The organism is Ferribacterium limneticum (assembly GCF_020510625.1).
GTDB classification, from domain to species: domain Bacteria; phylum Pseudomonadota; class Gammaproteobacteria; order Burkholderiales; family Rhodocyclaceae; genus Azonexus; species Azonexus limneticus_A.
Map to the genome: position 1 here is coordinate 1,497,130 of NZ_CP075191.1, position 12,993 is coordinate 1,510,122.

Annotated in this window: 12 protein-coding genes; 1 reads left to right on the forward strand and 11 read right to left on the reverse strand. The window is 62.2% G+C overall.

All coding sequences use genetic code 11. The annotated features are described in order from the left end of the window. Nucleotides 1–4: 4 nt before the first annotated feature. The 10 genes from KI617_RS07100 to KI617_RS07145 all read right to left on the reverse strand — a co-directional run bounded on the left by KI617_RS07100 (nucleotide 5) and on the right by KI617_RS07145 (nucleotide 9,378). Complete coding sequence (locus KI617_RS07100) at nucleotides 5–1,339, reverse strand: isochorismate synthase (RefSeq protein ID WP_226451310.1); 1,335 nt, start codon at nucleotides 1,337–1,339, stop codon at nucleotides 5–7. Beyond that, nucleotides 1,336–2,613 (reverse strand): class I adenylate-forming enzyme family protein, encoded by a 1,278-nt coding sequence (locus tag KI617_RS07105; protein ID WP_226451311.1) that lies wholly within the window; start codon nucleotides 2,611–2,613, stop codon nucleotides 1,336–1,338. Before KI617_RS07105 ends, KI617_RS07100 begins: the two co-directional genes overlap by 4 nt. A gap of 121 nt (nucleotides 2,614–2,734) precedes the next feature. Next, on the reverse strand, nucleotides 2,735–4,348 hold the full coding sequence (locus KI617_RS07110) for a methyl-accepting chemotaxis protein (RefSeq protein ID WP_226451312.1): 1,614 nt from the start codon (nucleotides 4,346–4,348) through the stop codon (nucleotides 2,735–2,737). A 132-nt stretch (nucleotides 4,349–4,480) separates the two neighbouring features. Then, a complete protein-coding gene (locus tag KI617_RS07115; RefSeq protein ID WP_226451313.1) occupies nucleotides 4,481–4,645 on the reverse strand; it encodes a hypothetical protein in 165 nt (54 codons plus the stop codon). Nucleotides 4,646–4,833: 188 nt separating this feature from the next. Continuing rightward, nucleotides 4,834–5,802, reverse strand: coding sequence for a hypothetical protein (locus KI617_RS07120; RefSeq protein ID WP_226451314.1), 969 nt, complete (start codon nucleotides 5,800–5,802; stop codon nucleotides 4,834–4,836). A 69-nt stretch (nucleotides 5,803–5,871) separates the two neighbouring features. Continuing rightward, nucleotides 5,872–7,233, reverse strand: a complete 1,362-nt coding sequence (locus KI617_RS07125; RefSeq protein ID WP_226451315.1) for an ATP-binding protein — start codon at nucleotides 7,231–7,233, stop codon at nucleotides 5,872–5,874. Continuing rightward, nucleotides 7,230–7,886, reverse strand: coding sequence for a response regulator (locus KI617_RS07130; protein WP_226451316.1), 657 nt, complete (start codon nucleotides 7,884–7,886; stop codon nucleotides 7,230–7,232). Before KI617_RS07130 ends, KI617_RS07125 begins: the two co-directional genes overlap by 4 nt. Before the next feature lie 12 nt (nucleotides 7,887–7,898). Next, complete coding sequence (locus tag KI617_RS07135; protein WP_226451317.1) at nucleotides 7,899–8,504, reverse strand: cytochrome b/b6 domain-containing protein; 606 nt, start codon at nucleotides 8,502–8,504, stop codon at nucleotides 7,899–7,901. A 6-nt stretch (nucleotides 8,505–8,510) separates the two neighbouring features. Beyond that, nucleotides 8,511–8,972 carry a diheme cytochrome c gene (locus KI617_RS07140; protein WP_226451318.1) on the reverse strand — a complete coding sequence of 154 codons (462 nt, stop codon included), beginning with the start codon at nucleotides 8,970–8,972 and terminating at the stop codon, nucleotides 8,511–8,513. A gap of 1 nt (nucleotide 8,973) precedes the next feature. Continuing rightward, nucleotides 8,974–9,378 carry a DUF1924 domain-containing protein gene (locus tag KI617_RS07145; RefSeq protein WP_226451319.1) on the reverse strand — a complete coding sequence of 135 codons (405 nt, stop codon included), beginning with the start codon at nucleotides 9,376–9,378 and terminating at the stop codon, nucleotides 8,974–8,976. A 182-nt stretch (nucleotides 9,379–9,560) separates the two neighbouring features. Between KI617_RS07145 and KI617_RS07150 the strand changes: the two genes are divergently transcribed. Continuing rightward, nucleotides 9,561–12,659: a hybrid sensor histidine kinase/response regulator gene (locus KI617_RS07150; protein ID WP_226451320.1), complete on the forward strand. Its 3,099-nt coding sequence runs from the start codon at nucleotides 9,561–9,563 to the stop codon at nucleotides 12,657–12,659. A gap of 86 nt (nucleotides 12,660–12,745) precedes the next feature. Here the strand turns inward: KI617_RS07150 and KI617_RS07155 are convergent, their stop codons facing one another. Continuing rightward, complete coding sequence (locus KI617_RS07155) at nucleotides 12,746–12,952, reverse strand: hypothetical protein (protein ID WP_226451321.1); 207 nt, start codon at nucleotides 12,950–12,952, stop codon at nucleotides 12,746–12,748. Nucleotides 12,953–12,993: the final 41 nt, after the last annotated feature.

Consider the following 12,993-nt stretch of genomic DNA (forward strand, 5'->3'; position numbering starts at 1 on the left):
GTTTTCAGGCGCTGATACTGTTGCTGGATTTTTTAGTGGAAGAAATCGCGGCGAGCAGGGTGCCCAGCTTGGCTTCGGTTTCGGCCAGTTCATGCTGCGGGTCGGAACCGGCGACGATGCCGGCGCCGGCCTGCAGTTCGGCAAGCTTGCCGTCGATCAGGGCGGAACGCAGTGCGACGGAAAATTCGCCGTCGCCCTCCGGTGTCAGGATGCCGAAACCACCGCTGTACCAGCCACTGCGTATTTCGCCATGAGTGGCCAGCCAGCTTTGGGCAGCGGCAGACGGAAAACCACCAACGGCGGGTGTCGGATGCAGGGTGCGAACCAGATCGAACAGGCTGGTCCCGGCCTGGACATCGGCGGTAATCCGGTTGCGCCAATGCGCCAAGCGGCCGGCCAGGTGTTCCTCGATTGGACCGACGCTCGGCGCCGCTTCGCACAGCGGGGAAAGCGCATCGCAGATCGCGCGGACGACGAGGGATTGCTCGTGCCGGTTCTTGCTCTCGGAAAGGGCCAGCGAGCCGGGCCACGCCGTGCCGGCCAGCGCATCGACATTGATTTGCCGGCCATGCAGGCGCACCAGCCGTTCCGGGGTGGCGCCAAGGAAGGTCTGCTGGCCGTTGCCGTAGGCGTAGATCAGGCCGGATGGTTGTTGTTCGATCAGCCGGGCCAGGATGCCGGCTGGCGAAAATGGCCCGTCCGCTTCGAATTTTCGGCTGCGGCTGAGCACGACCTTGTCGACACTGCCTGCTGCGATGTCGCGCAGGGCGCCGTTGACGCGGGCGATCCAGGCACGTTCGGCGAGCGGCTCGGGGCGAGCGGGCAACAGACGCGGTGTTTCGATGGCCGGCGAGGGGTTCAGCCAATTGGCCCATTCCGCCGCTGCCTGGGCAAGCCGGCCGGCGGCACCGGTCAGCGTGACCGAACAGTCGCTGGCAACGTTTTCGAGCAGGATGGCAGGGATGGATAGCAGCGCGTTGGGCAACGGGGTGTTGTTGGCGGCGTCAAAGGCAAATCCGGCAAAGGCCAGGGCCGGGCCGTTGCGGCGCCAGTGCTGGCAAAAGCCGCTGAAGGCATTGTCCAGTGCGGCAAAGCGGTTGGGACCGGCGGTGCCGACATGCAGGGCATGACCGATGCCCAGGCGGAATTCATGGTGGTCCGGCCGGGCCCGGTACCAGTTGGGCAAATGGCCGGGCAGGAGGTGCAGCCAGTCGGTGCTGGAACGGCCAAGTTCAAGACGCAGGCTGACCGGTGCCGAGGCCGGGGCACCCTCGGCGAGTGCCTGAAGTCTGGATAGCGTATCCGGCGAGGCCAGACGACTGCGCAGCGCGTAGATCATGGTCTGAGCTCGGCGGCGAGGCGCCGCAGGGCAGCGCGTTCCAGCTTGCCGGTGGCGTTGCGCGGCAGGTGGGCGAGATGGCGAATCTGGCGCGGCAGGGCAGCCGACGGCAGATGAGCGCGGGCGTGGGCGAGCAGATTTTCCGGTGCGACCGGACCAACCACCAGGGCGACGATCAGATCGCCCCAGACCGGGTCGGGCAGGCCGGTGACGGCAATATCTTCGACCCCTGGGCAGGCGGCGAGGCAGGATTCGATTTCCTGCGGATGAACGTTGCGGCCACCGCTGATCAGCATGTCGTCGGCACGACCAAGCACGGTCAGATTCCCGTTTGCATCGATCGTGCCGAGGTCGCCGGTGAGCAACCAGCCATCGCCATCGAGGCCGCTGCCGTCGAGATAGCCGAGCATCACTTGCGGGCCACGTATCCGGATTCGGCCGTCGTCACCGACGCGGATTTCGTGGCCGGGCATCGGCCGGCCGACCAGGCCTTCATGCCACGGACCATCGGCCGGGTCGAAGGTGGCGCATTGGGCGGCAGTCTCGCTCATGCCGTAGCTGGGATAGAGCGGCCAGCCAGCCGCCGTCGCCCTTTCGTAGAGTGGGCGGGAGAGCGCGGCGCCGCCGATCAGCGTGACGCGTAGCGTCGGCGGCGGCCGGATGCCGAGATCGAGCAGGCGGGCGAGCATGGCCGGGACCAGCGAGATGTGGCTGACCGGCTGGCTGGCCAGATCGCCGGCCACGCTGGCGGCGTCGAAGCCGTCGTGCAGCCGTACCGCGGCACCGGCGCTGGCGCAGCGCCACAGGATGCTCTGGCCGCCGATGTGGTAGAGCGGCAGGCAGTTCAGCCACAGGTCGCCGGGGCCGAGCGGCAGGAGCAAATTCGAAGCGGCCGCTGCGGCGTCGAGTTGCGCCTTGCCGAGCAGCACGGCGCGTGGTTTTCCCTCGCTGCCGCTGGTCGAAATGATCAGCGCAACGTCGTGACGCGTCCGATCAAGCTCGAAGGAAGTCTTTTGCAGGGATGAGCTGCGATCAATCGGGAAAAAAGCCAGATTCCGGATACTGCAGGCGCCCGCGTGGCGGGCAAGTTCAAGGCTATTCCCCGACCACATGAGCGGGGAGTCCCTGGGGGGTAGCGTGCTGGCTAGCAGCCTAATCTCGGCCAGCCACTCGGCAAAGCTCCAGGTTTGCTCGCCGTAGTGCAAAGCCAGGCTGGTTGGCGTTTTTCGGGCGGCTAGCTGGAGGTGGTCGGCGAGTGAGGCGGGGATGCTCATAAGCCGACGATTATACGCAGCGGCGAGTTTTCATCCGGGTGAGACAAATCAAGAATGGAAAAATTTTAGCCGGGAGGCGGCCGGCCGTGTTCCGCCCGGCCGCCTCCCGCTCAAAGCACCATCAGACGCGGAAACCGGATACCGCCGCTTTCAAGCGATCCGATACCGAGACCAGGGCGCTCGCCGTGCTGGCCACCGAAGCGACGGCGGCCGAGTTTTCCTCGGACATCTGGGCGATCGATTCGACATTGCGCGACAGTTCCGTCGAGGCACTGCGCTGCTCGCGCATGGCTTCGGAGATGCCGGTGATCGCATCGCACACCATTTCGGTCGCGTCGCGGATGCCTGACATGGAATTGCTGGCGGATTGCGAGGCGACGACCACTTCGGCGACCTGCTTGCAGTTTTCCTGCATGCTGGAAACCGTGTCCGAAACCCCTGCCTGAATGGTCGAGATGACAGAGCTGATTTCGCGGACGGACAGGGTGGTTCGTTCTGCCAGCTTGCGTACTTCATCGGCCACCACGGCAAAACCGCGGCCCTGTTCGCCGGCTCGTGCCGCCTCGATGGCGGCGTTGAGGGCAAGCAGGTTGGTCTGGTCGGCCACATCGCGGATGACGGTGGTGATGTTGCCGATCTGCTTGACGTGCTCGGACAGGGTCTGAATTTTTTGCGCCGTTTCATCAACGCTGGCAGCCACCTTGTTGATTTCCATGGTGGCCGTTTCGACACCCGAACCGCTTTCGATAGCCAGTTTGCCGGCCTCGCCGGCCTGGTGACTGGCATCGTCGGCACTGGAGCCGACGTGGTCGATGCTGACCGTCAGCTGTTCAACGGCAGCCGCGGAAGCCGACGTGGCGCTGGACTGACTCTGGGTGCTGGCCGAAACCTGCTGGGCCGTGATCGACAATTGGGCGGCCGACGAGGAGAGCTCGTCGCTGCTGGCAACGATCTGCCCAACCGTCCTCGCCAGGTCCTGGCGCATTTTTTCCATGGCCTGGATGAGTTGCCCGGCCTCGTCACCGGAAACCGATTTCGGCGCATTGCGGTTGGAGAGGTCGCCGGCGGCGATTGCAGCGGCCAGATGATTGGCTTCCTGCAGGCGGGATGTCAGGCTGGCGCGAATCTGCATCGCCAGGCCACCAACGATCAGGATGGCCAGCCCGGAGATTCCCAGCGAGAGCCAGATGGCCAGCTGTTTGGTGGCGGCTGCTTCGTCAGCGGTTTTTTTGCCGAGTTCGGCGTTGAACTTCATGTGCGCTTCGAGCGCTTCGTTCAGATGCCGCGCGATACTGCCGACCTCGTCGAGCTTTGTCTTGGCTTCTACGTTGCGGTTCTGGCGGGATAGCTCGAGCAGCGGCCTGATGGCTTCCGAATACTTGGCAAACATGGCCTTTTCTTCGTCAAGCAGGCGCTTGTCCTCGGCATTGATAAGCAAGGGCTCGTAGGCCTTGAGCGCGTCAGCGAACCCGGTTTTTGCCTTTTCGATGGTGGTTTCGATCTCCGCCATCGCTTTTTCGTCAGTATTGAGGATGTGACGGTAGATGCGGATGCGCATCTGGCTGAGTTTAAGCAGCGCGTCATCCAGTACCAGGATGCTGGGGACAACATTCTCGTTGCCAAAATTTGCCGCCGTGTATACCCGCCCCATTTGCAGCAGGTTCAGACCGGCAACGAGAATCAGGGCCAGGACGGAGGTGGCCATCAGAAGCAGCATACGTTTGGACAGGGTCATTGGATTCTCCAGTTATTCCCCTGCAATATATTACCAAGCTGCGACAAAGTATATATGGTAAGTGTAAAAAAAATGGTAAAACTATGTGCTGGTGTAAAAAAGCCACAGGGCTTGCCATCGTGATGGAAGGGGTCAGTCTACTTTTTTGTCCTGGCGCCCGACCCACAGGCCGTGCAGGCCCGCTCCGGCAAAAATGCTGGCCAGCGCCGGGCCTGGGCAAATGCCCCTGCCCAGGCCGAACAGCAGACCGCCGATCAGGTAGCGTTCCAGGCCGTTGGGGAAGTATTCCGAAATCATTTTGCAGGGAAATCGTAAGCGATGAACGGGGGCGGGTTGTCGCACCTACTCGGCGGTGTGGCACCCGGGATGTGGCCGGGGGCTTACGTTTTTCTGCCGCCGGTCCAGGTGCTTGCCCGTTCAGGTGGGCAACGGGTTATCGGCTTTTCCGGATGTCGGGAAAAGCCCGGGAACGACTGAGCTGCGGCCTACGCCGGCAGATGGCAGGGGGTCAGTGGTGCCCGGCCGGTGGCCAGGTAGTTGGCGCAGCGCTCGATGTATTCGCGGGTGCTTTTGGGCATCGCGGTGCGGGCCCGGGAAATGTAGAAAATCAGGTCGCGGCCCTGGCGGATCAGTTGCAGGCCGTCGTGCAGGTTGAAGGTGAAGGGAACGGTGTTGGCGCCCGGGGCGGTGTGCCATTCGATATCGGCCAGTCGCTCGCCGGCAGTGACCATGCGGGCCCAGACGTCGAAAATGTCTTTGTCGGTGCGCAGGGTTTCAGTCTTGATCTTGGCGGCGGTGGCGAGGTCGCAGACCGGCCCCTCGATTTCAGCAAAGGCCGGAATGCCGCTGAAGGTATCGATCATGACCTTGGAAATCTTGTCGATGTCGCGCAGGGTCTGACCGATCTTGATGTAACGGCTCTCGTAGAAATCTTCGAGCGGAATGGAGAAGGCACGGAAAGGTTCGCCCCACAGTTCGTCGATGCCTTCTTCCCCGCTCCGGTGCAGCACGCAACGCCCGAGTTCCATGGCGTCGAGCAGGCATTTGCCGCATTCGCGCATCAAGGGGTTGTCGCTGAGAATTTCGATGCCGCAGGCCTGCAGTTCGACCAGCTTGCGGAAAATGTCGGCCGCCCGGTTGAACAGTGCGCCGGCCAGCATGGCGCCCTTGACCCGCTTGCGGGCCGGGTCGGTCTCGCTTTGATAGCTTTCGCGCGCTTCGCTGAGCCGGGTGCCGGGAATGTTCAGGCCATGTTCGGTGTGGTTGAACAAGCGTCGCGTCAGCGCCTCGATCAGTTTCTTCTTGGCCTCCAGCGTGTCGGCTGGTACCGGGTAGGTCTTGATCCAGTAGCCGTCGTACATGACTCTCTCCAGGCCGTCGATCATCCGGCGCGTGCCTTCCGGCGGAGTGTCCGTGGCAACAGGGGGGGAGGCCAATGTTTGAGCTGTGTTCATGTTGGTGTTACGCCGATGCTTGAATCCGGGTCGGCTTGTTGCTGCCGATCGTTCGCTGCAATGCTATGGTCATGCCGTAGTGCAGCGTGCGGCGAATTGTACTCCTACATCTAGGCCTTTGGTTATAGGTGAACTATCTAGACATAAGGTCGTGCCATGTAGTTCCGCAATGCGGGCGACGATGGCTAAACCCAGGCCGCTGCCCGGCTGGATTCCCTGGTTCAGGCGGTGAAAGCGGCGGAGGACGGATTCGCGTTCTTCAACCGGAATGCCGGGGCCGCTGTCGCTGACCGAGAGGTTGATCGTGCTGCCGTGACGACGGATGAGGACGCGGACCTGACCACCCGCCGGGGTATAACGCACGGCGTTATCGACCAGATTGCGGATCAATACCCGCAGCCATTCGGCTTGCCCGGTGACCACGGTGTTTGGGTCGGCTTCGAGATCGAAATCAAGGTTCCTGGCCAGAATTTGCGGGCCGAGATCGGCACAGACCGCTTCGGCCAGCGCGGCCAGATCGACTGCCTGTGGATCTGGCAGGCCGGATTCAGGATCGAGGCGGGCCAATTGCAGCATCTGATCGACAAGGTGGGAGGCGCGAGTCAGGCCGCTCTGCAGCTGATTCAGCGAGCGGTTGCGCTCATCGTCGTCGCGGGCGCGCAGGGCCACCTGCAACTGGGCCTGCAGCGCGGCGAGTGGCGTACGCAGTTCGTGCGCGGCATCGGCCGTGAAGCGGCGCTCGGCTTCCAGCGTATGTTCGACGCGCTGGAACAGGCCGTTCAGGGATTCGAGCAGGGTGCGGATTTCTTCCGGCGCGGCGGCCGGGTGCAAGGGTTGCAACTGCTGTGGGTCGCGGCTGGCGATCTGGCGGGCGATACCATCCAGCGAAGCAAAGCCGTGCCGGGTGGCGAGCCAGACCCAGAGGCCGATCAGCGGCAGGCCGAAAAGGGCCGGAAAGAGCAGGCGCCAGGCGATATGGCCGATCAGATCGTCGCGGATATGGTGGTTTTCGCTGACTTGAACCTGCAGGCTGCGATCATCATTCCACTGGCTGAAGTGGCGCCAGTGGCCTTCCTCGCCGCGGGTTTCGGAAAAACCGGTGGCCGTCGTCAAGGGCGTTTGCGGCGCATTGTTGGAACGCATCAACAGCTTGCCGTCGGCTCGCCAGATCTGGCAACGCAGGCGGCGCTGGTATTTGTGGGCGGCATCGCCAAGATCCGAAATGTCATCGCCTTCGTCATGGCCAGCCAGGGCGAGCAGGGTCTGGCCGGCCTGGGCAAGCTGGGCATCGAACAGTTCATCGACCTCATGGTGAGCGTCGATGTAGCTGAAAACCATGGTGACCAGCCAGGCTGCCGCCACGCCGCCGAGCAGCAGGCCGAGCAGGCGGCGGCGCAGCGAAAACCAGACAGTCGTTCCCGAGTTGCTCATTTCGGGATGGTGTAGCCGACGCCGCGCAGGGTGCGGATCAGCTCGCTGCCCAGTTTCTTGCGCAGGTGATGGATGTGCACTTCGAGGGCATTGCTGTCCGGTTCGTCGCGCCAGCCGTAAAGCGACTGTTCCAGCTGGGTGCGGGTCAGCACGCGGCCGGCGTTTTCGAGTAACTGCTGCAACAGCGAAAACTCACGGCTGGAGAGTTCGACTTCCTGGCCTGACAGCGTCACGCGGTGGGCTGCCAGGTCAACGCTCAGTTCGCCATGCGTCAGCAGGGGGGCGGCCCGGCCGGCGCTGCGCCGGGTCAGGGCGCGAATGCGGGCGGTCAATTCATCGAGGTCGATCGGCTTGACCAGATAGTCGTCGGCCCCGGCGTCAAGGCCGGATACCTTGTCGCCGGTCGCATCGCGGGCGGTCAGGATCAGAATCGGCATGGCCTGCCCCCGGCCACGGGCGCGATTAAGCACCTCCATGCCGGAGAGGCGAGGCAGTCCGAGGTCGAGCACGACAAAGTCGAAGCTCTCGCTCTGTAGTGCCTGATCCGCACCATGGCCATCGCGCAGCCAATCGACGGCAAAGCCGGCCTGGCGCAGGCCGACGGTCAGGCCGTCGCCCAGTTCGGGGTCATCTTCGACAAGCAGGATACGCATGGCGGGATTCTATCAGCTAGCCAACCACCCGCTGGCCGCGACCACCCAGGCGATCAGCACGATGGCAGCCAACGGCCGGGCCGAGGGAATGGCTTCGTCCGGCGAGCCCTGCTTGTGGCCGGTCAGCATGGCGCGGAGCAGGTTTTCGCCGTGCAGCAGGCTGCCGGAGATGACGCCAGCGACGTGCACGATAACCACCGTCAGCATTGTTGCCGCCAGGCCTTCGTGCAGATCTTCCAGCCACTCGCCGCCGAGTTCGTTGTACATCGCCCAGCCGACCACGCCGGTCAGGATGCTGAGACCGAGCAGCAGCATGATGGCCCAGCCACCGGCCGGGTTGTGGCCGACGTGGTGCGTCGGTTGCAATTTGAGCAGGCTGCCAAGGTAGTCGATGACTGAGGTCGGGCCACGGACGAAATCGGCAAAACGGGCATAGCGCGAACCAATGAAGCCCCAGGGCAGGCGAAACAGCGCCACGGCAATGACGACCGAGCCGGCAAAGGCATGTACCAGCCGGAAGGTTTCGCTATCCGAGGTCAGCCAGGCGAGGCTGAAACCAGCGACCATTAGCCAGTGACCGAGTCGGACCGGCCAGTCCCAGACGAGGATCTTTTGCATGCTTGCTTACTCCCGCAGTTCAGGAATGGCGATGTCGTGCTCGCTGTAGTTGCCGCTGGCGGCGCCACGATGGCAGGCCTCGCAGTTGGCCGCCGATTTGACACGGGGATCGCGCCAGAACCTGGCCGGCACCTCGCGGTGCTTCCGGATGAAACGCTGGGTCTGCGTGATGCGCGGCGGATTGCCGGCGCTGCCCAGGCGACTGAGGTCGCCAGCATTGCGCGTCAGAAAGTTGGTGATTTCCAACCCGGTTTTGCTGTCGACCGTTGCATCGCTGCCGAAGTGGCCTTGCAGGCCGGCCATCAGCTTTCGCCAGTCATCGGCGGCGAGCAAGGCAGGCTGATAGGCGATGTGGCAACTGCTGCATTCCGACTTGAAGCTGGCCGGTGCATTGCCGGGCATCGGCAAACGATCAGCCAGTGCAGGCAGTGAGCAAGCCAGCAGGGTCAGCAGAATCAGTTTTTTCATTTCAGCGCACCTCGCTCATGTAAGTGACGAAATCAGCCTTTTCTGCAGCCATACAAGCCCGGCCAACCACCTCCTTGCAGTTGCGGCCGAACCACTTTTCAACCTTGGCCGGGTCGCTGAAGCGTTCCGCATTGGCGGCAACCGCCAGCGGCCGGATGGTCTTGCCGGTGACCGCATGTTGTCCGGCAGCGAGCGGGTTATCGGTATGGCAAGCGGTGCAGCCCGGCATCTTGTCGTTGAGGGCAAAGCGCTGGCGGAACAGGGCCTCGCCCCGTTTGGCCGACGGGGTGAAGCCGGCCTGCTGGCTACCTGCTTCGGCGGTGTAGGTCTGGCGGATCTGTTGCGGGGTTTCAGCGTAACAGGCCAGGCTGGCGAGCAGCAGGGCGACAGTGCTTGTTGTTCTCATCCTTGTTCTCCTTGGGGTGTCCATGGAAAACAGTGTAGGGAGCGTGTCTTAATGGGGCCTTAGACGAAACTTAAGCGCACATTAAGCCTTGTGATCAGATTGCTGCCCCCCTCGATCAAGCTTGGAATTATAATTTCCAAGGTTTTTGTAATATTCATCATTATTGGCATTGAGAGACTGGCGTGACGTTCGACAGCAAAAAAACCGCATTTTCAAGCAGTCTGGTGCTGACTGTTTTGCTGCTGGTGGTGCTTGTCGCTGCCTTCGGCATCTATGTCAGGGCCGAAAAAGAGATCGATCGAGCCAACGAGCTGCGTTACCAGTCGCTGCATCTGGCCGCCGAGTTGCGCCAGTCGTCGGACGATCTGACACGGATGGCCCGGACCTATGTCGAGACCGGCAAGCCGATCTACAAACAGTATTACCAGGACATTCTCGATATCCGCGACGGCAGGAAGCCGCGGCCGGCGGATTATCACAACGTCTATTGGGATCTGGTCCTCGGGGGGCAGATCAAGCCCTCGGAAGATGGCGGGCAGGGCATCGCCTTGCTGAAATTGATGCAGCAGGCAGGCTTCGGTGACGATGAGTTTGCCAAATTGGTGGGGGCCAAAGCCAACTCGGATCGCCTGACCGCCATCGAATTTGACGCCATGCGCTTGTTCGAGAGGGGTGGGCCGGCGCATGAAGCCAACGTGGCAAAGGCTCGCCTGATGCTGCATGACGAGGCTTATCACGCGGCCAAGATGGGCATCATGCAGCCCATTGGCGAGGTTGGTGTCCTGACCGACAAGCGGACGTCCAGGGCGGTGCAACTTGCCGAGGAGCGGGCGCTATGGCTGCGTGGTTTGCTGATTGTCTGCGGGCTGGCGGCGATCTTCATGCTCTGGCGAGGCTATGCGGCGTTGCGCAAGACGCTCGGCGGTTCGGTTGACGATGTCCATGGCCTGATTGTCCGGCTTGGCAAGGGCGATTTCTCGATCGATGACACCGCCCCGTCCGGCACGAAAAATAGCGTGATTGGCTGGCTGGCGGAGACCCGCCTGAAACTGAATAGCCTGGCCGCAGCTCGCCTGTCGGCAGAGGAGCAACTGGCACGGCGTACGCGCGAACTGTTGCTGAACAACCAGATTTTGAAGCGGATCACGCAAGGCGGCTGCCTCCACGAGATTCTCAACGATCTGGCCCTCGACGTCGAAGCGCTGCATCCCGGCATGCTTTGCTCGATCCTGCTGGTTGATGAAGACGGCAAGCGCCTGCGCCATGGCGCCGCGCCCGGCTTGCCGGATTTCTATTGCCAGGCCATTGAGGGGGTAGTCTTTGGTGATGGTGTCGGCTCCTGCGGCACCGCTGCCTATCGTGGCGAGCGCGTCATCGTCGAGGATATCCAGCAGCATCCCTACTGGACCGCTTTTCGCGATCTGGCCCGACAGGCCGGCGTCCAGGCCTGCTGGTCGCAGCCCTTCAAGAACCGGGAGGGGCGAGTGCTGGGTACTTTCGCCATCTACCATCGCCAGCCGACCAGCCCATCGGCCAACGAAATCGCCCTGATCGAAGACTATGCCAGCCTGGCTGAACTGGCCGTCGAGCGGGCGCAAACAGAAGCTGCCCTGGAGAAGAGCCGGGAGCTCTATCGCCTGATCGCCGAGAACAGCAATGACGTCATCTGGCTGATGGATATCCCGGTGATGAAATTCACCTATGTCAGCCCCTCCGTCCTGCGCATGCGCGGCTGGACTGCCGAGGAAGTCATGGCCCAGCCTGCCTCGGCGGCAGCCACGCCGGAATCGGAGCAGCTGATCAACGCACGATTGAAAAAGAGCCTGGATCGCCTGGCGGCTGGCGACATGTCGCGGCGCTTTGCCGTCACCGAGGTGGATCAGCCATGCAAGGATGGAAGCATCATCCACACCGAGGTGGTGACTACGGTCCTGCTGGATGAGGCCGGTAAGCCCCGGCAGATTCTCGGCATCTCGCGGGATGTGACGGAGCGGAAGCGGAATGAGGCGGAACTGGAGCAGCACCGCCATCATCTCGAAAAAATGGTCGACGAGCGGACCTCGGCCTTGTTGCTGGCCAAGGATGCAGCCGATGCGGCGAATCGGGCCAAGAGCACTTTCCTGACCAACATGAGCCACGAACTGCGGACGCCGATGAACGCCATCATGGGGATGACCGACCTGGCCCTGCGCCGGGCGATCGACGACCGGCAGAAATTGCAGCTGGAGAAAGTGGTGCAGGCATCCCGGCATTTGCTCGGAGTGATCAACGATATTCTCGATCTGTCAAAAATCGAGGCTGAGCGTCTGATGCTTGAGCGCATCCCGTTCCGCTTGTCCGAGGTCGTCGATAACCTGAGCAGCATGGTCAGTTCGCGGGTGGCCGAGAAAGGCCTGGCCTTCACCGTCAAAATTGCCCCCGAACTGGCCGCTTGTACATTCCAGGGAGATCCCCTGCGTCTGGGCCAGATTCTCCTCAATCTGGCCGGCAACGCCATCAAGTTCACCGCGGAAGGCGCGATTTTGGTCACGGTTTCCCCGGCGGAAACGGAGGGGGCGAATGTTCTGCTGCGTTTCGAGGTGCGTGATACCGGCATCGGTATTGCGGCTGGCGATCAGGCAAGGCTATTCACCGCCTTTGAGCAGGCCGATGGATCAACCACGCGGCAGTATGGTGGCAGCGGCCTGGGCCTGGCGATCAGCCGCCGTCTGGCCGAAATGATGGGGGGACAGATCGGGGTGGAGAGCGCGCCTGGCGCGGGCAGCACCTTCTGGTTTACGGCAAGGCTTGAAAAAGCCGAGGCGATGGTCGAGGCCGCCAGCTTGCCATCCTGGCTGCAGGCCGAAACGACGATCATGTCCAAGTATGCCGGTGCCCGTGTCTTGCTGGTCGAGGATGAGCCGATCAACCAGGAGGTGGCGACCGAATTGCTGACGGAAGTCGGGCTGGTCGTCGATCAGGCCAATGACGGAGAACAGGCCATCGAGATGGTTAAAAGCGCTCGCTACGACCTGGTCCTGATGGATCTTCAGATGCCCAGAATGAACGGAATAGAGGCGACCCTGGCAATTCGCCGCTTGCCGGAATGCCAGGAAGTACCGATCCTGGCCATGACGGCGAATGCTTTTAACGAAGATCGGCAGCGCTGCCTGGCGGCGGGGATGAACGATCACATCGGCAAGCCGGTGGAACCCGGCATGTTGTTCGAAACCTTGCTCAAATGGCTGGGCGGAACGAGCGGCGATCAGTCGGCCCGTGCTCCGGAAAAACCGGCTTCGTAAAATGAAACAGGAGCCTGAGGCGCAAGCCTGGCTCCTGTTGCCGTGAGTTGTGCTGCCGGATTACCCGAAGGCAGCGTTGGCGAGGCTCACAGCCCCAAATGCTGCAATACGGTGTGCAGGCGTTCAGCTGCCTTGGCCGCTTCCGGATCGTTCTCCGTCAATTTCAGCACATCCGACCAGCTGATGTAGCGATCAATTCGAGCAAGGGCTTTGGCGCTGACTGCATCCAGCTTGATGTCCAAAGTCAGATCATCTCCGTTACCGTCGAGCTTGTACTCAAACAAACCTTGCATGTTTCGTTCTCCAAATTGTTATGGGATAAGCGCAACCAGTT